The organism is Mycolicibacterium gadium (assembly GCF_010728925.1).
GTDB lineage: Bacteria > Actinomycetota > Actinomycetes > Mycobacteriales > Mycobacteriaceae > Mycobacterium > Mycobacterium gadium.
Genome location: NZ_AP022608.1, coordinates 1,236,409 through 1,256,542, shown reverse-complemented (window position 1 = coordinate 1,256,542; position 20,134 = coordinate 1,236,409). Strand labels below are relative to the sequence as shown.

The window sequence follows — 20,134 nt, the reverse complement described above, 5'->3', positions numbered from 1 at the left end:
CTGGACTTTCTTCAACGGGGGATTAGTCTGGCGGCGTGTTCACCGGAATCGTCGAAGAAATGGGCGAAATCGTCGGCAAGGAAGACCTGGGCGACTTCGCCAGGTTCGCCATCCGCGGGCCCATCGTGACCTCGGACGCCGGGCACGGCGACTCGATTGCGGTGAACGGCGTGTGCCTCACCGTCGTCGAGGTGCGTTCCGACGGTGCGTTCACTGCCGATGTCATGGGCGAGACGCTGGCCAGATCCAGCCTGCGCGGTGTCGGCGTGGGGAGCCGGGTGAATCTGGAGCGCGCGGCGGCGGTCAACAGCCGCCTCGGGGGTCATATCGTGCAGGGCCACGTCGACGGAACGGGTCACGTCATCGCGCGTACACCCGCGCAGCATTGGGAGGTCGTGCGGATCGCGCTGCCGATGGCCCTCAGCAGATATGTGGTCGAGAAGGGCTCCATCACCGTCGACGGTGTGTCGCTGACGGTCTCCGCCGTCGGACACGACTGGTTCGAGATCTCGCTCATTCCCACCACGCTCGAGCTGACGACGTTGGGACGGGCCGGCGTCGGCACCTCGGTCAACCTGGAGGTCGACATCATCGCCAAGTATGTCGAGCGGCTGCTGGATGCCAAAGACGGCCTGATCGACGGCTCGGGAGATTGACCGAAAACCCAGGTCAGGGGCGCGAGAATAAGACTTCGGCCTGGGTGGTTCATACTGATGTGGTGACGAGGCTTGACACCGTGGAGCGGGCGGTCGCCGACATCGCCGCGGGTAAGGCCGTGGTGGTCATCGACGACGAGGATCGCGAGAATGAAGGCGATCTGATTTTCGCCGCCGAGAAGGCGACTCCCGAGCTGGTGGCCTTCATGGTGCGCTACACCTCCGGCTATTTGTGCGTCCCGCTCGACGGCGCGGTCTGCGACAAGCTGGGCCTGCTGCCCATGTTCGCGGTCAATCAGGACAAGCACGGCACCGCGTACACCGTGACCGTCGACGCGAAAAAGGGTGTCGGAACCGGTATTTCGGCTTCGGACCGCGCGACCACCATGCGGTTGCTCGCCGACCCCACCAGCATCGCCGACGACTTCACCCGCCCCGGCCACGTCGTGCCGCTGCGCGCGAAAGACGGTGGCGTGCTGCGCCGTCCGGGTCACACCGAGGCCGCGGTCGACCTGGCCAGGCTCGCCGGTCTGCAGCCCGCCGGGGCGATCTGCGAGATCGTCAGCCAAAAGGACGAAGGTGCCATGGCGCAGACCGATGAGCTGAGGGTCTTCGCCGACGAGCACGACTTGGCGCTCATCTCGATCGCCGACCTCATCGAGTGGCGTCGCAAGCACGAGAAGCACATCGAGCGCATCGCCGAGGCGCGCATCCCGACACGGCACGGCGAGTTCCGTGCGGTCGGATACAGCAGCATCTACGAAGATGTCGAGCACGTGGCGCTGGTGCGCGGCGACATCGCGGGACCGCATGGTGACGGGCACGATGTGCTCGTTCGGGTGCACTCGGAATGTCTCACCGGTGACGTGTTCGGGTCCCGACGCTGCGATTGCGGTCCGCAGCTGGACGCCGCGCTGGCGATGGTGGCCCGCGAAGGTCGCGGCATCGTGCTGTACATGCGCGGTCACGAAGGCCGCGGCATCGGCCTGATGCACAAGCTGCAGGCCTACCAGCTGCAGGACGCCGGCGAGGACACCGTCGACGCCAACCTGAAACTCGGCCTGCCTGCCGACGCGCGCGACTACGGCATCGGTGCTCAGATCCTCGTCGATCTCGGGGTCCGGTCAATGCGGCTGCTGACCAACAACCCGGCCAAGCGTGTCGGCCTCGACGGCTACGGGCTGCACATCATCGAGCGTGTTCCGCTGCCGGTTCGCGCCAACGCGGAGAACATCCGCTATTTGATGACCAAACGCGACCGGATGGGCCACGACCTCATCGGTTTGGATGAGTACCACGAGGCCGTGACCATGGACTCGTACGAAGAGGGTGTGTACCTGCTGGGTGATCGTGACCGCACCGCACCCGAGCGCGATCTCGGCGGAGCGCTGTGAGTAGCCGGAACGGAGTCCTGAATTGAGCGGAGGCGCAGGCGTTCCCGATCTGCCTCAGCTCGACGCCTCGGGTCTGACGCTGGCCATTGTCGCCAGCACGTGGCATGGAACCATTTGCGACGCACTGCTCGACGGTGCGCGCAAGATCGCCACAGATGCCGGAATCAGCGACCCGACGGTCGTACGTGTCCTGGGTGCCATCGAAATCCCCGTCGTCGCACAGGCATTGGCGGCCACTCACGATGCCGTGGTAGCGCTGGGCGTCGTGATCCGCGGGCAAACACCGCACTTCGACTACGTCTGCGACGCAGTCACACAGGGTCTGACCCGGGTGTCGTTGGATGCTTCGACCCCCGTCGCCAACGGCGTGCTCACCACCAACACTGAGGAGCAGGCCCTGGATCGCGCCGGGCTGCCCGATTCGGCCGAGGACAAGGGTGCGCAGGCGGCAGCGGCGGCGATATCCACCGCGATGACGCTGCGTGACCTGCGGCGGCCGCGATCATGAGCGACTGGGATGTCGAGATACGGCCTCATCTGACACCATATTTCGCGTACGGCGCAGCAGCGCTCATCCTGGCGGCGCACGTCACCGTCGGAGCACTGCTGAAGATCGCGTCGACCGGTGTGATCTTCCAGACTGCCGATCAAGTGGCGATCGCTCTGCTCGGTGTCGTCATCGCTGCGCTCGTGCTGATGTTCGCGCGTCCGCGGGTCCGGGTTGGTGCACAGGGGATTGCGGTACGGAACCTGTTGACCTATCGACTGATTGGATGGGCGGACGTCGTCGGCGTGTCCTTCCATCCCGGCGCTCGCTGGGCCCGGGTGGATCTGCCAGACGATGAGTACGTTCCGGTGCTGGCGATTCAGGCGGTCGACAAAGAACGCGCAGTCGAGGCGATGGAGACCGTTCGTAAATTGCTCGCACGCTACAAGGGCATCAACTCACGCTGAGCGTCATCGCGACTTCGTCTCGGGCTGTGGCGTTGTCGGACGCGGCGACAAACCTGAAACCCAGGCTCTCGTAAACGGCGCGCGCCGCCAGATTGCCGGATGCGACCCGCAGCGTGATGGTCTGGACGCCTTCGTTGCGCGCCCAGTCCACCGCTGCGGCCACCAGCGGGCGTGCCAGGCCCCGACCACGGACGATCGGGTCCAACCACAGCGAATAGAGATACACCGAGTCCGTATTCTCCTGCTGTGCGGCGATCAACCCGACTGGGCGACCGTCGACGAGCGTCGCGAATTGCGCGTGGTTGCGTAGCCGTCGCCGCCACTGCGCTGCGGTGAACCCGGCTTCCTTTTGGTATTGCGGATCCTGCTCTCCGAGCGCGTCGGTCAGGGCCCGCAACCGGATCGCGGCGAAGACCCTCCAATCGGACTCGGCGAAACGGATGACCTTGGCGGTCATCTGGTGTCGCCCATCACCAGCCCCTCACGGCGAGGATCAGCGCCACCAATGAAACCGTCGTTGTAGCGGATGATCGCGGACAATCCGCTCGTCTGATCGGCCAGGTCGACCTGATGTCCGAGTTTGCGCAGACCGACCACGAGCGGGTCGTGGTCGCCGTTATCGGATGTGTCGATGACGGGATGCTCACCGCCGACATTGGTCTTCGGAGTATTGGCCGCGCCGAAGTCGACCATGGACACCGCCTGCTGCGGGTCCAGGCCCCAATCCACCATTCCCACAATGGTTTTCACCACAAACTGGATGATGACCGAGCCGCCCGGCGATCCGAGCGTCGCGTATAGCGGACCCCTCGTTCCGGGCTGATCTGCCGCGTCGAAGACCAACGTGGGTCCCATCGAGCTGCGCGGCCGCTTACCGGGCTGGATTCGGTTGGCGACCGGAGCGCCGTCGGGTCCGGTGGGTTCGGCCGAGAAGTCGGTGAGTTGGTTGTTGAGGATGAAGCCGTCCACCATGTGGAACGAGCCGAATGACGACTCGATCGTCGTGGTCATCGATGCGGCGTTTCCGCGCGCGTCGATGATGCTGATCTGACTTGTTCCGTGCTCCGGGGGCGGCGGCACCGGGGTCGTCGGCGGGCCGAATTCTCCCGGTTTCGCCGTGCCCATCGAACGTTGCTCGGAGATCAGTGCCGCGCGGCCCGCGAGGTAGTCAGTGTTGATCAAGGTATTGGGCGTGCCACCGGGCAGCGGAACGAAATCGGTGTCGGCCACGTACTTGTCCCGGTCGGCGTAGGCCAGCCGCTCCGCCTCGGAGATCAGGTGGACGCCCATCACGGATGGTCTGCCCCCGTTGAGGTCGATGTCCGTGGGCTTATGGCCCGCCATGGCGAAGTGTTCGAGGATGCCCAGCGTGGAGGCGACTGCGATGCCCCCGGACGAGGGAGGCGGCATGCCGCAGATCACCTTGCCGCGGTATGGCGAACACAGCGCCTCGCGCATTTTGACGGCGTATCCGGCAAGGTCTTCGCGGGTCATCATGCCTGGGGTGCGCCCGCCCGAGATGTCGGCCACCGCGTCGGCGATATCGCCGGCGATCGCACCGGTGTAAAACGATTGCGGATCAGATGCGATGACCCCCAACGTCTTTGCGTAGGCGGGATTGGTCAGGACTGTCCCTTCGGACTTCGCGCTGCCGTCAGGGTTCAGGAAGTATTCGGCCGCCTGCGGATCCAATTTCAGTTGCGAGGCAGCGCCGGCGATGGCGGCCGCCATTCGCGTGCTGATCTTGAAGCCGTCGTCGGCGAGGGTGACCGCAGGGCTGAACAAGTCGCGCCAACCGGTCTTCCCGTGCTCGGCGTGCACCTCCTGCATAAGCAGCACAATGCCAGGCACCCCGATCGAACGGCCGGATGCGCGGGTATCGGGCTTGGGTTCGGTGCGGTCGGTGTCGGAGATCCAGCGCAGGTAGTTCTCCGTTGCCGCCGCCGGTGCGACCTCTCGGCCGTCGTAGGCCTGGACCGAATCCGCCGCCGCGTCGTAGTACAGCAGGAAGCCGCCGCCGCCGAGGCCGGACGACTGCGGCTCGACCAGACCGAGCACCGCCTGCGCGGCGACCAGCGCGTCGGCGGCCGTGCCACCGTCGCGAAGAACCTCACATGCGGCTTGGGTGGAGAGCGGATTGGCGGTGGCCACGGAGTAGGTGCTGGTCCGGACGGCGGTCATGTCCTTTCGGTATCCGGTCGCGACTGCGGGATTGGTGGAGATATTTCGGGACGTGGTGACGGTCGAGCTGGCCGGGGCCTTGGGCGCCGGGGTGCCGTTGGCGACGATTGCGCACGGTCCGGCGGCGTCGGGCTCCGCGTTCTCGTCGGCCGCACATCCGGCAAGCACCACGACGACGCCGGTCAGCGGGGCAATCACCTTGGTCAGCGCCGAAAACCGCATCACCCGACGGTAGTTCATCGGACTCGTCCGGGGACGGCAGTAACCTGGAATCCGTGCCCGACCCAGCGACGTACCGACCCGCTCCCGGGTCGATCCCCATCCAGCCGGGTGTCTACCGGTTCCGGGATCCGCACGGTCGGGTGATCTACGTCGGCAAGGCCAAGAGTCTGCGGAGCCGGCTGAACTCGTACTTCGCCGATTTGTCCGGCCTGGCGCCGCGCACCCGCCAGATGGTGACGTCGGCGGCCGGCGTCGAGTGGACCGTGGTCAACACCGAAGTCGAGGCGCTGCAGCTCGAGTACAACTGGATCAAGGAGTTCGATCCGCGGTTCAACGTCCGCTACCGCGACGACAAGTCGTACCCGGTGCTCGCGGTGACGCTGAACGAGGAGTACCCGCGGCTGATGGTCTATCGCGGCGCGCGCCGCAAGGGTGTTCGCTATTTCGGGCCCTACTCGCATGCCTGGGCGATCCGCGAAACGCTCGACCTGCTGACCCGGGTCTTTCCCGCGCGCACCTGTTCAGCGGGAGTTTTCAAGCGGCACAGGCAGATCGACCGGCCCTGCCTGCTCGGGTACATCGACAAGTGCTCGGCACCGTGTGTCGGGCGGGTGACGGCCGACGAACATCGGCAGATCGTCGACAACTTCTGCGACTTCCTGGCGGGCAAGACCGACCGGTTGATCCGTGACATGGAACACCAGATGAACGAAGCCGCCGAGCTGCTGGACTTCGAACGGGCGGCCCGGTTGCGGGACAACATTTCCGCGATGAAACGGGCGATGGAAAAGCAGGCCGTGGTGTTCGGAGACGGCACCGACGCCGACGTGGTGGCCTTCGCCGATGACGATCTGGAAGCCGCAGTGCAGGTGTTCCACGTGCGGGGCGGCCGGGTGCGCGGCCAGCGCGGTTGGATCGTCGAAAAGTCCGGTGAGCCTGGCGAATCCGCCCTCGAGCACCTCGTCGAGCAGTTCCTGACCCAGTTCTACGGCGATCAGGCCGAACTCGAGGGCGCCGCCGATACGTCGTTGACGCCGGTGCCCCGGCAGGTGCTGGTCCCGTGTCTGCCGGACAACGCCGAAGAAATTGAGACGTGGTTGTCGCAGCTGCGCGGCTCCCGGGTGTCGGTGCGGGTCCCTCGACGTGGTGACAAACGCGCGCTCGCCGAGACCGTCAAACGCAACGCGCAGGATGCGCTGACACAGCACAAACTCAAGCGAGCCGGCGACTTCACCGCAAGAAGCGCTGCATTGCAGAGCATTCAGGAATCGCTGGGTCTGGCCGACGCGCCGCTTCGCATCGAATGTGTCGACATCAGCCACGTTCAGGGCACCGATGTGGTGGCCTCGCTGGTGGTGTTCGAGGACGGGCTACCGCGCAAGTCCGACTATCGCCACTATGCGATCAGGGGCGCGGCGGGCGAGGGGCGTTCCGACGACGTCGCGTCGATCGCCGAAGTGACCAGGCGGCGCTTCCACCGGCACCTGCACGACCTGCAGGGCGCGAAAGGACTTGCGGCCCAGGACAATGTCGCCGCCGGGGCGGCTCCGCCGGAAAAGCCGCGAAAGTTCGCTTACCCGCCGAACCTGTTTGTGGTCGACGGGGGCGCCCCGCAGGTCAACGCCGCGCAAGCGGTGCTCGACGATCTCGGGATCGGCGATGTCGCCGTCATCGGGCTGGCGAAACGGTTGGAAGAGGTGTGGGTGCCGGCTGAGCCTGACCCGCTGATCATGCCGCGCAACAGCGAAGGTTTGTATCTGCTGCAGCGGGTACGCGACGAGGCGCACCGGTTTGCGATCACGTATCACCGCAGCAAGCGGTCGAAGCGGATGACGGCGTCGGCTCTGGATTCGATCCGTGGGCTCGGCGAGCATCGTCGCAAGGCGCTGGTCACCCATTTCGGATCGGTCGCGCGCTTGAAGGAGGCCAGCGTCGAGGAGATCACCGCCGTGCCCGGCATCGGTGCAGCGACGGCGAAGGCCGTTCTGGACGCTCTCGGCGTCCCGCCCGATTCCGGCGCACCCGAACCGGTTATCGGCAATGATCAGAGCAGAGCATCCGGATGACAGATCAGGGCATGCACGAAGAATTGCAGGATGGCGCCGGCAACGGCGAACGTGGGGGATCCGGCATCGATGTCGTACTGGTTACCGGGCTGTCCGGCGCAGGCCGGGGCACGGCGGCCAAGGTGCTGGAGGATCTCGGCTGGTATGTGGCCGACAACCTGCCGCCGGAGTTGATTGCGCGGATGGTGGAGCTCGGACTGGCGGCGGGCTCGCGCATCACCCAGCTGGCCGTGGTCATGGACGTGCGGTCCCGCGGGTTCACCGGCGATCTCGACTGGGTCCGCAACGATCTGGCCACCCGCAACATCACCCCGCGGGTGCTGTTTCTCGAGGCCTCCGACGACATCCTGGTCCGCCGGTATGAGCAGAATCGGCGCAGCCATCCTCTGCAGGGGAATCAGACTCTTGCAGAGGGCATTGCGGCCGAGCGCACCTTGCTGGCGCCCGTCCGCGCTGCGGCTGATCTCGTCATCGACACGTCGACACTGCCGGTTCCCGCACTGCGGGAAAGCATCGAACGTGCTTTCGGCGGCGAAACCGTCGCTCACACCAGTGTCACCGTCGAGTCCTTCGGATACAAGTACGGCCTCCCCATGGACGCCGATACGGTGATGGATGTGCGCTTTTTGCCTAATCCGCACTGGGTGGACGAACTGCGACCGCACAGCGGACAGCACCCGGCCGTCCGCGACTACGTACTCGGCCAACCGGGCGCCGGAGAATTCTTGGAGACCTACCATCGTCTGCTGGACTTCGTCATCGACGGATACCGTCGCGAGGGTAAGCGCTACATGACTGTTGCTATTGGCTGTACCGGAGGCAAGCATCGCAGCGTTGCGATCGCCGAGGCGTTGGCGGCCAGACTGCAGGGCGGTGACGACCTCACGGTGCGGGTATTGCACCGGGATTTGGGGCGCGAATGAGTCCGCGGATCGTTGCCCTCGGGGGTGGGCACGGCCTCTACGCCACGCTGTCGGCGGCCCGCAGACTCACCCCGCACGTCACCGCGATCGTCACTGTCGCCGACGACGGTGGTTCCTCCGGCCGGCTACGCAGCGAACTCGATGTCTTGCCACCGGGTGATCTGCGAATGGCTTTGGCCGCGTTGGCATCCGACACACCGCATGGGCGACTCTGGGCGACGATCCTGCAGCATCGGTTTGGTGGCAACGGTGCGCTCGCGGGGCATCCGATCGGCAACCTGATGCTCGCGGGTCTCAACGAGGTGCTCGCCGATCCGGTGGCGGCACTCGACGAACTGGGCCGCGTCCTTGGCATCCACGGTCGGGTCCTGCCGATGTGCCCGATGGGGCTGAGCATCGAGGCCGACGTGGCGGGCCTGGAATCCGATCCGCGGATGAGCCGGGTGATCCAGGGGCAGGTGGCGATCGCGACCACCGTCGGGAAGGTGCGCAGGGTCCGGCTGATACCGGGCGACCCGCCGGCCACCAGGCAGGCGGTGGACGCGATCATGGCCGCCGACCTGGTCGTGCTCGGCCCGGGGTCGTGGTTCACGAGCGTCATCCCGCACGTGCTCGTTCCGCAGCTGGTGGCGGCGCTGCAGGCGACGGCCGCACGCCGGGCGCTGGTGGTGAACCTGGTGGCAGAACCCGGAGAGACCGCGGAGTTCTCGGCGGAACGTCACATCCATGTGTTGTCGCAGCACGCGCCGGGCTTCACGGTGCACGAGGTCATCGTCGACGCCAGCCGTGTTCCGACCGAGCGGGAGCGTGAGCAATTGCGCCGAACCGCGAAAATTTTGGATGCCCAAGTTGAGTTTGCTGACGTGTCCAGACCTGGTACACCTTTACATGACCCGGCGAGGTTGGCCGCGGCTCTGGAGGGTGTGCGGTTGCGTGGTGCGGCGCCGCCCGCGTCTCCAACGCCGACCGTGCCCACACCGACAGCGAACGGACCGAGAGGTGACGACTCGTGGCGATGACAGCCGAGGTCAAAGACGAGCTCAGCCGTCTTCAGGTCAATTCGGTGAGTGCGCGCCGCGCCGAGGTGGCATCGCTGCTGCGCTTCGCCGGGGGACTGCACATCGTGTCCGGCCGAGTGGTTGTCGAGGCCGAGGTCGATCTGGGGATCATCGCCCGGCGCCTGCGCAAGGACATCTACGACCTGTACGGCTACAACGCCGTGGTGCATGTGCTGTCGGCCAGCGGTATCCGCAAGAGCACCCGGTACGTACTACGGGTCGCCAAGGACGGTGAGGCGCTGGCCCGCCAGACGGGTCTGCTGGACCTGCGTGGACGGCCGGTGCGTGGCCTTCCGGCGCAAGTCGTCGGCGGCAGCGTCGCCGATGCCGAAGCTGCTTGGCGCGGCGCGTTTTTGGCGCATGGCTCCCTCACCGAGCCGGGCCGGTCCTCGGCGCTCGAGGTCAGTTGCCCGGGGCCTGAGGCGGCCCTTGCGCTCGTTGGCGCGGCGCGCCGGCTGGGGGTCAGCGCGAAGGCCCGCGAAGTCAGGGGCGCCGACCGCGTGGTGGTGCGCGACGGCGAGGCCATCGGCGCATTGCTGACGCGCATGGGTGCCCAGGACACCAGGTTGACGTGGGAGGAGCGGCGGATGCGCCGCGAGGTGCGCGCCACCGCCAACCGGCTGGCGAACTTCGACGACGCCAACTTGCGGCGGTCGGCGCGGGCGGCGGTCGCCGCGGCCGCGCGCGTGGAACGGGCGCTGGAGATCCTCGCCGACACCGTGCCGGATCATCTGGCCGCCGCGGGCAAACTACGCGTCGAGCATCGGCAGGCGTCGCTCGAAGAGCTGGGCCGCCTCGCCGATCCGCCGATGACCAAAGATGCTGTGGCGGGCCGTATTCGGCGCCTGCTGTCGATGGCAGATCGTAAGGCCAAGCAGGACGGTATTCCCGACACCGAGTCGGCCGTCACGCCGGATCTGCTCGAAGACGCCTAGCCTGTCGCGCCGCGCGTCCGATCAGTTCGCGCAAGCGCGAATCGAACTCCAACTACGGTGATCACATGGAGACGCTCAGAGTCGGTGCGGCCTTCCCCGACCCCCCGTTCAACGGCATGCCGGACGACACCGGGCTCGACATCGACCTGATGACGGCTATTGCTGAGAAGATTGGTGCGACAGTCGAATTCATCGCCTACGAGGGCGCCGACTTCAACGGCATCTTCGGCGGACTCGGCGCCAGCTACGACTGCGTCGCCGCCGGCACCACTGTCACGCCTGAGCGCGAGCGGAAGGCAAGGTTCATTCCGCCCTATCTGATCTCCGGACAGGCTCTCGCCGTCGACACCCGACGGCTGCCGCACGTCAACTCCGTCGACGACCTCGATGGCCTGACCATCGGCGTCCAGCAGGGCAACACCAGCCAACCGATCGCCGAGCGCCTGGTCGCCGATGGCAAGGCGGATGAGGTGCGCGTCTACGACTACGGCAGCATCCGCTCGGCCCTGACCGACCTGACCACCGGAGCCTGTGACGCGTTCATGAAACTCGCACCTGTGCTGAACGAACTCGTCAAGCCGATACCCGGCGTCGACGTCGTCCAACGTGGGATCTCCGTGGAGAACATCGCCATCGCCGTCGGCCTCGACGACCAGGCGCTGCTCGGCCGCCTCACCGTGGCCCAGGCTGAACTGGAGGAGGACGGCGCCCTGCAGCGGATTCGCGGCAAATGGCTGGGCAATCCGTACACCGACCAGAATCTGGCGGTGCATTGAGGACGATGCCGGCCGGCTAGGGATCCCCCGCCATCCGCTCCGCCACCTCGGCCGCGCGGAGATGGTCGTCGCGGGCGGCCTCATACACCCGCACCGCCCGGCGGTGTGTGGCGACGTCGCCGATCCCCTCTGCTGCGGCGGCGCGATGTGTCCGCACGGCCTGATCGTGTGCTTCGGCGGCGCATCGATGCCGCGCGGCGGCGACCAGGTGCGCTTGGCGCACCCTTGCGTCGGCATGCTGGATCGCGGTCATGTGCCTGCCTTCGGCGCGGTTTCGGCCTGTCGTCGTACAGGCGATAGGGCCATCATCACGGCGACCCGTGCCGAACGGCAGGGCCCTAAGTCACCAGGGTCGTTGCCCGACGTCACCAATCTGACCAGGCCGCGCGTGGCGCCAGTCACACCACTAGGCTGGCCGTTGAGTGTCGAGGCGAAAAAGGGAGATTCAGGTGACCATCCGGGTTGGCGTTAACGGGTTCGGCCGTATCGGGCGTAACTTCTATCGGGCCTTGGCGGCGCAGAAGGCCGAGGGTAAGAGCACCGACGTCGAGATCATCGCGGTCAATGACCTGACCGACAACGCGAGCCTGGCGCACCTGCTGAAGTTCGACTCGATCCTGGGTCGCTATCCCGAGGAGATCAGCCTCGAGGGTGAAGACACCATCGTGATCGGCAACAACAAGATCAAGGCCCTCGAGGTCAAGGAGGGCCCAGCCGCGCTGCCCTGGGGTGACCTCGGTGTCGATGTCGTGGTCGAGTCAACCGGAATCTTCACCGCCCGCGCCAAGGCGCAGGGCCACCTGGACGCCGGTGCGAAGAAGGTCATCATCTCCGCGCCGGCCAGCGATGAGGACATCACGATCGTGCTCGGAGTCAACGACGACAAGTACGACGGCAGCCAGAACATCATCTCCAACGCGTCGTGCACGACGAACTGCCTGGGGCCGCTGGCCAAGGTGCTCAATGACGAGTTCGGCATCGTCAAGGGCCTGATGACCACGATCCACGCCTACACCCAGGATCAGAACCTGCAGGACGGCCCGCACAAAGATCTGCGTCGCGCCCGGGCCGCCGCGCTGAACATCGTGCCCACCTCGACCGGTGCGGCCAAGGCGATCGGTCTGGTGCTGCCCGAGCTCAAGGGCAAGCTCGACGGCTACGCCCTGCGCGTGCCGATCCCCACGGGTTCGTGCACCGACCTGACCGCCGAGCTGTCCAAGTCGGCGACCGCCGAGCAGATCAATGCGGCGTTTAAGGCGGCCGCCGACGGTCCGCTCAAGGGGATCCTGAAGTACTACGACGCGCCGATCGTGTCCAGCGACATCGTCACGGATCCGCACAGTTCGATCTTCGACGCCGGCCTGACCAAGGTGATCGACAATCAGGCCAAGACCGTGTCCTGGTACGACAACGAGTGGGGATACTCCAACCGCCTTGTCGACCTGGTCGCACTGGTCGGCAAGTCGCTCTAACGCAATGGCCGTCAAGAACCTCGACGACCTACTGGCAGAAGGGGTTTCGGGCCGGGGCGTTCTCGTTCGCTCCGACCTGAACGTCCCGCTCGACGACGACGGCAACATCAGCGACCCGGGTCGGATCACCGCGTCGGTGCCCACGCTGCGGGCGCTGGCCGACGCCGGCGCCAAGGTCGTCGTCACCGCGCACCTCGGCAGGCCGAAAGACGGTCCGACGCCGGAGTTCTCGCTCGCACCCGTCGCCAAGGCGCTGGGGGAGCAGCTCGGCAGGCACGTCCAGCTGGCGGGAGATGTAGTCGGCACGGACGCGCTGGCCCGCGCGGAGGGCCTTACCGACGGCGACATCCTGTTGCTGGAGAACATTCGGTTCGACCCACGCGAGACCAGCAAGGACGACAACGAGCGGCTTGCGCTCGCACGGCAGCTCGCCGAACTCGTCAGCGGCGCAGACGGGTCGCCCGGTGCGTTCGTCTCCGACGGTTTCGGTGTCGTGCATCGCAAGCAGGCCTCGGTGTACGACGTCGCGACGCTGCTGCCGCACTACGCGGGCACGCTGGTGGCCACCGAGATCAAGGTGCTCGAACAGCTGACCACCTCGACCGAGCGGCCGTACGCGGTGGTGCTCGGCGGTTCGAAGGTGTCGGACAAACTCGCGGTCATCGAGAACCTGGCGACCAAAGCGGACAGCATCGTGATCGGCGGTGGTATGTGCTTCACATTCCTTGCCTCACAGGGTGTTTCAGTAGGTAAGTCGCTCCTCGAAGAAGGCATGATCGAAACCTGCCGCCAGCTGCTCGAGGACTACGGCGACGTGATCCACGTGCCGGTCGACATCGTCGCGGCCGACGAGTTCAAGGCGGATTCTCCGTCGGAGATCGTTACTGCCGACCAGATTCCGGACGGAAAGATGGGCCTCGACATCGGGCCCGGCTCGGTACAGCGCTTCACCACGTTGTTGTCGAACGCCAAGACCATCTTCTGGAACGGGCCGATGGGCGTCTTCGAGTTCCCGGCGTTTGCCGCGGGCACCAAGGGCGTCGCCGAGGCGATCGTCGGGGCGACGGGCAAGGGCGCGTTCAGTGTGGTGGGCGGTGGCGACTCCGCTGCTGCGGTGCGCCAGCTCGGGCTGCCTGACGACGGCTTCTCCCACATTTCGACCGGGGGCGGGGCGTCACTGGAATACCTTGAGGGCAAGACGCTCCCGGGTATCGAAGTGCTCGACGACTGAAAGGCCGTAGACATGAGCCGTACGCCGCTGATCGCCGGCAACTGGAAGATGAACCTCAACCACTTCGAGGCCATTGCGCTGGTGCAGAAGATCGCGTTCTCGCTGCCGGACAAGTATTTCGACAAGGTCGACGTCGCGGTGATTCCGCCGTTCACCGATTTGCGCAGCGTGCAGACGCTCGTCGACGGCGACAAGCTGCGCCTCACGTACGGTGCGCAGGACCTGTCCCAGCACGATTCGGGGGCTTACACCGGCGAGATCAGCGGCGCCTTCCTCGCGAAGCTGGGCTGCACCTACGTCGTCGTCGGGCACTCGGAGCGCCGGACCTATCACCATGAGGACGATGCGCTGGTCGCTGCCAAGGCAGCCGCCGCGTTCAAGCACGGCATCACCCCGATCATCTGCATCGGCGAGCAGCTCGAGGTCCGTGAGGCCGGCAACCACGTCGAATACAACACCGAATCGCTGCGCGGCTCAGTGGCGGGTCTCACATCAGAGCAGATAGGCCAGGCCGTCATCGCCTACGAGCCGGTGTGGGCGATCGGCACCGGCCGGGTGGCTAGCGCCGCCGACGCCCAGGAGGTCTGCAAGGCCATCCGCGACGAGCTGGGCAAGCTGGCGTCTCCACAGCTGGCCGCGGGTGTGCGGATCCTGTACGGCGGATCGGTGAACGCCAAGAACGTCGGTGAGATCGTCGCACAGGAGGATGTCGACGGTGCGCTGGTCGGTGGAGCGTCCCTCGATGGCGAGCAGTTCGCCACGCTTTCGGCCATCGCCGCTGGTGGGCCCTTGCCGTAGCGGCCCTTTCCGGCCTGTAGGCTGTCGGCCATGGTTTTAGCTCTGCAGATCACGCTGATCGTCACCAGCTTGCTCGTGGTGCTTCTCGTGTTGCTGCACCGCGCCAAGGGCGGCGGCCTGTCGACCCTGTTCGGCGGCGGCGTCCAGTCCAGCCTGTCCGGCTCGACGGTCGTGGAGAAGAACCTGGACCGGCTGACGTATTTCGTCGTCGGCATCTGGGTGGTGTCGATCGTCGGCGTCGCCTTGCAGATCAAGTACAGCTGACCCACCTGAGCCGATCGGCTCGTTCTGCACCTGACGCGCGCCCCGTCGATACTGGTGGAATGGCAGATGTCGGCGGACTTGAACCGATCGGCGCGGTACAGCGCACGAAAGTGGGCCGGGAGGCCACCGAGCCGATGCGCGAAGACATCCGATTGTTGGGTGCGCTTCTCGGTGAGACCATCCGTGACCAGAACGGTGAGGACGTCTTCGACCTCGTCGAACGCGCCCGCGTCGAGTCGTTCCGGGTGCGGCGCTCGGAGATCGACCGCGCTGAGCTGAGCTCCATGTTCGACGGCATCGACATTCACCAGGCCATTCCCGTCATCCGCGCGTTCACCCACTTCGCGCTGCTGGCCAACGTCGCCGAGGACATCCACCGCGAGCGTCGGCGCATCATCCACGTCGCCGCCGGAGAACCGCCGCAGGACAGCAGCCTGGCGGCGACGTACGCCAAACTGGACCTGGCCGGACTCGATTCGGCGGCGGTCACCGATGCGCTGGCCGGAGCACTCGTTTCGCCGGTGATCACGGCGCATCCCACCGAGACCCGTCGACGCACGATCTTCGACACTCAACACCGCATCACACAGTTGATGCGGCTGCGATTGAACGGCCATGAGCTCACCGACGACGGCCGCGATATCGAGCGTGAGTTGCGCCGCAACATCCTCACGCTGTGGCAGACGGCGCTGATCCGGTTGTCCCGGTTGAAGATTCAGGACGAGATAGAAACCGGGCTGCGGTATTACCCCGCGGCGTTCTTCGAGGTGGTCCCGCAGGTCAACGCCGAAGTGCGTAATGCGCTGCGGTCGCGTTGGCCCGATAGCGATATGCTGAGCCAGCCCTTTCTGCGTCCCGGATCGTGGATCGGCGGTGATCGTGACGGCAACCCGAATGTCACCGCGGAGGTCGTGCGTCTGGCGACCAGCAGTGCCGCCTATACGGCGCTGGAGCATTACTTCACCGAGATCACCGCGCTCGAAGAGGAACTGTCGATGTCGGCGCGGCTGGTCAAGATCAGCGAGTCGCTCGAGGCACTCGCCGATAAGTGCCATGAGCCCGCCCGGATGGACGAACCGTATCGCCGGGCGCTGCGGGTCATCCACGCTCGGTTGACGTCCACGGCCACTGAGATCCTCGACCGTCAGCCCGAACACGAGCTCGACCTCGGGTTGGACCCCTACGAAACTCCCGCCGAACTCTTGGCCGACCTCGACATCGTCGACGAGTCATTGCGGCACAACGGCAGCGCCGTGCTGGCCGACGATCGGTTAGCCCGACTGCGAGAAGCCGCGCACGTCTTCGGGTTTCACCTGTCCGGGCTGGACATGCGACAGAACTCCGACGTGCACGAGGATGTCATCGCCGAGCTGCTGGAGTGGGCTGGCGTTCACTCCGACTACAGTTCGCTGCCCGAACCCGAGCGCGTCGAGTTGCTCGCGGCCGAGGTCGCCACGCGGCGCCCGCTCATCGGCGACGGTGCCGAGCTCTCCGAGCTGGCTCGGAAGGAACTCGACATCGTCGCCGCGGCCGCCCGGGCCGTCAAGGTATTCGGGCCGCAGGCCGTGCCGAACTACATCATCTCGATGTGCCAGTCGGTGTCCGACATGCTCGAAGCTGCGGTCCTGCTCAAAGAGGTTGGTCTGCTCGATGTTTCGGGACCCGACGCCTATGCGCCCGTCGGGATCGTCCCGCTGTTCGAGACCATCGACGACCTTCAGCGCGGCTCGTCGATTCTCGAACAGGCGTTGGAACTTCCGGTGTACCGCGCGATTGTGTCGGTGCGTGGTGACAGCCAGGAAGTGATGCTCGGCTATTCGGACTCGAACAAGGACGGCGGATACCTCGCAGCCAACTGGGCGCTGTATCGCGCCGAGCTCGATCTGGTGGAGTCCGCACGCAAGACCGGAATGCGGTTGCGGTTGTTCCACGGACGCGGCGGCACCGTGGGGCGTGGCGGCGGACCCAGCTACGACGCCATTCGGGCGCAGCCGCCGGGCGCGGTCAACGGATCGCTGCGGATCACCGAGCAGGGTGAGGTGATCGCCGCCAAGTACGCCGAACCGCAGATTGCGCATCGCAACTTGGAGACCCTGTTGGCGGCGACACTGGAGGCCACTCTGCTCGACATCGAGGGTCTCGGCGACGCCGCCGGTCCCGCCTACGACGTGCTCGACGAACTGGCCGCCCGCGCGCAGCGGGCATACTCCGAATTGGTGCACAACACACCGGGATTCGTCGAGTACTTCAAGGAGTCGACGCCCGTCAGCGAGATCGGTGCGCTCAACATCGGGAGCAGGCCGACGTCACGCAAGCCCACCACGGCCATCTCGGATCTGCGCGCGATTCCGTGGGTGCTGGCCTGGAGTCAATCGCGGGTGATGCTGCCGGGCTGGTATGGCACCGGAACCGCGTTCGAGGGATGGATCGACGAGGGCGACGGACGGCTGGAGGTCCTGCGGGACCTGTACCGTCGCTGGCCGTTCTTCCGGACGGTGTTGTCCAATATGGCCCAGGTGCTTGCGAAGGCTGACATGGGTCTGGCGGCGCGTTACTCCGAGTTGGTGGCCGACGAGCAGTTGCGGTCGCGGGTGTTCGACAAGATCGTCGCCGAGCACACCCGCACCATTCAGATGCACAAGCTCATCACCGGTCAGGACGATCTGCTCGCCGACAACCCGGCCTTGGCGCGATCGGTGTTCAACCGGTTTCCGTACCTCGAGCCGCTGAACCACCTTCAGGTGGAACTGTTGCGCCGCTACCGTTCTGGCGACGACGACGAACTGGTCCAGCGAGGCATCCTGCTCACGATGAGTGGACTGGCGACCGCACTGCGCAACAGCGGCTAGGAACTGGCGCTGGCGCGAGCCTTCTCGAGTGCGGCGATCAGCGCGTCGACCTCGGCCCGCCGCTCGGCGGGGACCGTCAGTGAGTAGAACGTGCCCACGTTGACGATCACCTGCAGCAGTTCTTCTTTCTCGCCACCGAAGATCTTCTTGCGGCGGGTGATCTCCTTGATGTCAGTTCCGGCGTACCTGTCGGCCGGGTTGCGGCCGCGCGATGTGTTTGTCCGCAGCTTCTCGACCCAATTGCCGTCGACCACGATGCTCTCGCCGTTGATGCCGTCTATACGGAACATCCCTCCGATCCTATCGTTGACACCGGCGAGGGCTGCTGACTCCCACCGAGGCCACCGTCAACGTCGACGGTGGTTCGGATTTCGACTGATCAGCGGCTGACGTAGCGCACTGGGCAGGGATCCGCGGATCGTGCGACCCCACCGATCTGGGCCGGCACCGGACGTGGGTAGCAGGTCCACGATGGCGTCATGTCGTAGGTGCTCAATAGACGGGTCATCGCCGTCGTCATCGCCGCGAGTGAAAACGGCTGGGCGGGGCACGAGTGCTTGCCGTGTCCGAAGGCGGTGACCAACATCGGCGATGGCAACGACGCCGCGTCGACGAGGCGGTAGCGGTTCCAGCGCGCGGGGTCCCACGTGTCCAGCCCGTGCGCGGCCGAGGTGTTGAGCAGCGGCAGCAGTGTGGCGATGGTCCAGCCGGCGGGGACGCGGTAGGTCTGGTCGCCGGTGTCGAGGTCGACGGAAACCAATACGGCTCGGGACATGATGGAACGCTGTGCCAGCCGGGTGCTCTCCAGCGCGCAGCGCTGCGCGAAATCCTGGTCGCCGTCGGCGACGCGCTGAGCCAGTGCCGGGTGTCCGAGTAGGTCCACAAGCGCCCAGCCCAGTGCGGCCATCAGGTTCGACATGGAGGCGATGTGGATGAGGGCCACGTCGAGCGCGATGCCGCGCAGCCGGACGTCGTCGGGTTCCGCCGACCAGGCGCGCACGATGCGGCCGAAGAGGTCGTTGTCGTCGGGATCCGTTGACTTCGCGAGGTTTCCGATGACAGCGACGACGTCGTCGAGCGCGGCACGCTCGGCCCGCTTGCCTGACGCCGCCACGGCCGCCATCGCCTCGGGATGAACGAACGCGTCGGAACCGTCCAGGGTCTCAAAGGCGCGGACCAACCGTTCGAATGAATCCCCCTGTGCGGAGCGCGGTCCCGCCCATGAGGCCAAGCCCATTCGGTGTCCGAGGCGACGGGTGAGGCCGAACAGCTCCACGGTGCCTTCGGTTCCGAGCTCAGCCACGGTCTGGGTCAGGGCGCAGTCGAGGTTCGCGAGATACGAGGCGACGTCGTCGCGGCGGAACAACGAGGTCGGAAGCAACCGCCGTCCGTCGAAGATCTCGTCGGGAAGCTTGCGGCGCAGCATCAGGTAGTCGGCGACACCCTTGCTGGCCTTGTCTTCGGGTAGGCCGTAGAAAGATTCGACGCCGGTGGGGGAGAACGTGAACAGGTAGTTGTCGTCGCCGCTGCGCACGCTGAAGGTGTCGCCGTATCGCTCGCGCGCGGTGGCTATGGCGGCGACGGCGTCGTCGACCGACACGTCCCACGGCAGCCCGACGCCTTCGGCGAGCGGGGGCTGCGGAACCGGGTGGTTGGCCGACACTAGAGGCCGGTGGTCTTGCGCACCCTGTTGACCGCCCCGCGGACCGCCTGCTCGGTGGCGGCAAGCGGGCCTATGACGGATTCGCCGACGCCGACGATGCGCTCGACGCGCGCGACGATGCCCTCCATGCGGTCCACCACCGCGATGAGGCGCGGGGCAAGCTCGTTGATCTGGTTGATCGTGTCGTTGAAGCGTTCCAGCGTGGCATCGAGTTTGCCGGTCGAGTTGTTGAGGTCGACGAGGGTTTCACTCAGCCCCTCGAGGATCGTGTCGACCTGCTCGACCGTGACGTCGGCGTTCAGCGCGGCCTGCGCCAGTTTCTGGATACGTTCCCGGCCGGTACGTGGCGCTGGTTTGCTGCCACCCTTGTCCACCATGAAGGCCATTTGACCACACCTATGGGAACCGTCGAGGCGGACCGGTCGTCTGATCCTGTGTGACGACGCGTGGAGGGGATGCGCCTTACCGCCAATGCCCAGGTTGTTCGTGGCGCAGAACTGTCGCAACGGATTCGACGAGCCCGACCGGCGAGTATGAGGCGGGGTTTCGGGACGGTGACAGTGATCAGAAGGGTGGTGGCCGCAGGGGCCGCCCTAGCATCTTCGACTGACATCTCGGTGGGGTTATCCCAAATCGGGGATTGACCCACAGGTTTTCTGGGCCGAGCCTCGGCGCGGCCGGTTTTGGTGGTT

At 66.0% G+C, this 20,134-nt stretch carries 20 protein-coding genes; 14 read left to right on the top strand and 6 right to left on the bottom strand.

The features are described from left to right. The first annotated feature begins 35 nt into the window (after positions 1–35). From G6N36_RS06105 to G6N36_RS06090, 4 genes are all read left to right on the top strand, one after another. Positions 36–656 (top strand): riboflavin synthase, encoded by a 621-nt coding sequence (locus G6N36_RS06105; protein WP_163685681.1) that lies wholly within the window; start codon positions 36–38, stop codon positions 654–656. 62 nt (positions 657–718) lie between these two features. Continuing rightward, the gene (locus tag G6N36_RS06100; RefSeq protein ID WP_163685680.1) at positions 719–2,050 is read left to right on the top strand and encodes a bifunctional 3,4-dihydroxy-2-butanone-4-phosphate synthase/GTP cyclohydrolase II; all 1,332 of its coding nucleotides are present in this window, start codon (positions 719–721) and stop codon (positions 2,048–2,050) included. Positions 2,051–2,072: 22 nt separating this feature from the next. Continuing rightward, the gene (gene ribH, locus G6N36_RS06095; RefSeq protein ID WP_163685679.1) at positions 2,073–2,558 is read left to right on the top strand and encodes a 6,7-dimethyl-8-ribityllumazine synthase; all 486 of its coding nucleotides are present in this window, start codon (positions 2,073–2,075) and stop codon (positions 2,556–2,558) included. Continuing rightward, positions 2,555–3,004: a PH domain-containing protein gene (locus G6N36_RS06090; protein WP_163685678.1), complete on the top strand. Its 450-nt coding sequence runs from the start codon at positions 2,555–2,557 to the stop codon at positions 3,002–3,004. The genes ribH and G6N36_RS06090 overlap by 4 nt, the downstream gene beginning before the upstream one ends. Here G6N36_RS06090 and G6N36_RS06085 read toward each other — a convergent pair. Together G6N36_RS06085 and G6N36_RS06080 are read right to left on the bottom strand one after the other, a co-directional pair. Further along, positions 2,991–3,461: a GNAT family N-acetyltransferase gene (locus G6N36_RS06085; protein ID WP_163685677.1), complete on the bottom strand. Its 471-nt coding sequence runs from the start codon at positions 3,459–3,461 to the stop codon at positions 2,991–2,993. The two genes, G6N36_RS06090 and G6N36_RS06085, sit on opposite strands and share 14 nt — an antisense overlap. Further along, positions 3,458–5,407, bottom strand: a complete 1,950-nt coding sequence (locus G6N36_RS06080) for a gamma-glutamyltransferase family protein (RefSeq protein ID WP_235689976.1) — start codon at positions 5,405–5,407, stop codon at positions 3,458–3,460. The genes G6N36_RS06085 and G6N36_RS06080 overlap by 4 nt, the downstream gene beginning before the upstream one ends. Positions 5,408–5,460: 53 nt before the next feature. On the opposite strand from G6N36_RS06080, the gene uvrC reads away from it, so the two are divergent. The 5 genes from uvrC to G6N36_RS06055 all read left to right on the top strand — a co-directional run bounded on the left by uvrC (position 5,461) and on the right by G6N36_RS06055 (position 11,165). Beyond that, positions 5,461–7,473 carry an excinuclease ABC subunit UvrC gene (uvrC, locus tag G6N36_RS06075; protein WP_163685675.1) on the top strand — a complete coding sequence of 671 codons (2,013 nt, stop codon included), beginning with the start codon at positions 5,461–5,463 and terminating at the stop codon, positions 7,471–7,473. A gap of 11 nt (positions 7,474–7,484) precedes the next feature. Next, positions 7,485–8,396: an RNase adapter RapZ gene (rapZ, locus tag G6N36_RS06070; protein WP_163690478.1), complete on the top strand. Its 912-nt coding sequence runs from the start codon at positions 7,485–7,487 to the stop codon at positions 8,394–8,396. Further along, positions 8,393–9,415: a gluconeogenesis factor YvcK family protein gene (locus G6N36_RS06065; protein WP_163685674.1), complete on the top strand. Its 1,023-nt coding sequence runs from the start codon at positions 8,393–8,395 to the stop codon at positions 9,413–9,415. The genes rapZ and G6N36_RS06065 overlap by 4 nt, the downstream gene beginning before the upstream one ends. After that, a complete protein-coding gene (gene whiA, locus G6N36_RS06060; protein WP_083123731.1) occupies positions 9,412–10,389 on the top strand; it encodes a DNA-binding protein WhiA in 978 nt (325 codons plus the stop codon). The genes G6N36_RS06065 and whiA overlap by 4 nt, the downstream gene beginning before the upstream one ends. A gap of 65 nt (positions 10,390–10,454) precedes the next feature. Continuing rightward, positions 10,455–11,165 carry an ABC transporter substrate-binding protein gene (locus tag G6N36_RS06055; protein ID WP_163685673.1) on the top strand — a complete coding sequence of 237 codons (711 nt, stop codon included), beginning with the start codon at positions 10,455–10,457 and terminating at the stop codon, positions 11,163–11,165. A 16-nt stretch (positions 11,166–11,181) separates the two neighbouring features. Here G6N36_RS06055 and G6N36_RS06050 read toward each other — a convergent pair whose 3' ends face one another. Further along, complete coding sequence (locus tag G6N36_RS06050) at positions 11,182–11,418, bottom strand: hypothetical protein (protein ID WP_163685672.1); 237 nt, start codon at positions 11,416–11,418, stop codon at positions 11,182–11,184. A 196-nt stretch (positions 11,419–11,614) separates the two neighbouring features. On the opposite strand from G6N36_RS06050, the gene gap reads away from it, so the two are divergent. From gap to ppc, 5 genes are read left to right on the top strand one after another with little or no spacing between them, the layout of a single operon-like run. Continuing rightward, entirely contained in the window at positions 11,615–12,637 is a 1,023-nt protein-coding gene (gene gap, locus G6N36_RS06045) for a type I glyceraldehyde-3-phosphate dehydrogenase (RefSeq protein ID WP_163685671.1), read from the top strand. Positions 12,638–12,641: 4 nt separating this feature from the next. Next, the gene (locus G6N36_RS06040) at positions 12,642–13,868 is read left to right on the top strand and encodes a phosphoglycerate kinase (RefSeq protein WP_163685670.1); all 1,227 of its coding nucleotides are present in this window, start codon (positions 12,642–12,644) and stop codon (positions 13,866–13,868) included. 12 nt (positions 13,869–13,880) lie between these two features. Continuing rightward, on the top strand, positions 13,881–14,666 hold the full coding sequence (gene tpiA / locus G6N36_RS06035; RefSeq protein WP_163685669.1) for a triose-phosphate isomerase: 786 nt from the start codon (positions 13,881–13,883) through the stop codon (positions 14,664–14,666). A 30-nt stretch (positions 14,667–14,696) separates the two neighbouring features. Beyond that, entirely contained in the window at positions 14,697–14,930 is a 234-nt protein-coding gene (gene secG, locus G6N36_RS06030) for a preprotein translocase subunit SecG (RefSeq protein WP_083123435.1), read from the top strand. Positions 14,931–14,989: 59 nt separating this feature from the next. Continuing rightward, complete coding sequence (ppc, locus tag G6N36_RS06025) at positions 14,990–17,779, top strand: phosphoenolpyruvate carboxylase (protein WP_163685668.1); 2,790 nt, start codon at positions 14,990–14,992, stop codon at positions 17,777–17,779. Here the strand turns inward: ppc and G6N36_RS06020 are convergent. The 3 genes from G6N36_RS06020 to G6N36_RS06010 form a co-directional block, all read right to left on the bottom strand. Beyond that, on the bottom strand, positions 17,776–18,069 hold the full coding sequence (locus G6N36_RS06020; RefSeq protein ID WP_163685667.1) for a hypothetical protein: 294 nt from the start codon (positions 18,067–18,069) through the stop codon (positions 17,776–17,778). The genes ppc and G6N36_RS06020 overlap by 4 nt on opposite strands. Positions 18,070–18,158: 89 nt before the next feature. Beyond that, on the bottom strand, positions 18,159–19,442 hold the full coding sequence (locus tag G6N36_RS06015) for a cytochrome P450 family protein (RefSeq protein WP_163685666.1): 1,284 nt from the start codon (positions 19,440–19,442) through the stop codon (positions 18,159–18,161). After that, positions 19,442–19,819, bottom strand: a complete 378-nt coding sequence (locus G6N36_RS06010; protein WP_163690475.1) for an ATPase — start codon at positions 19,817–19,819, stop codon at positions 19,442–19,444. Before G6N36_RS06010 ends, G6N36_RS06015 begins: the two co-directional genes overlap by 1 nt. Between the last annotated feature and the right edge of the window lie 315 nt (positions 19,820–20,134).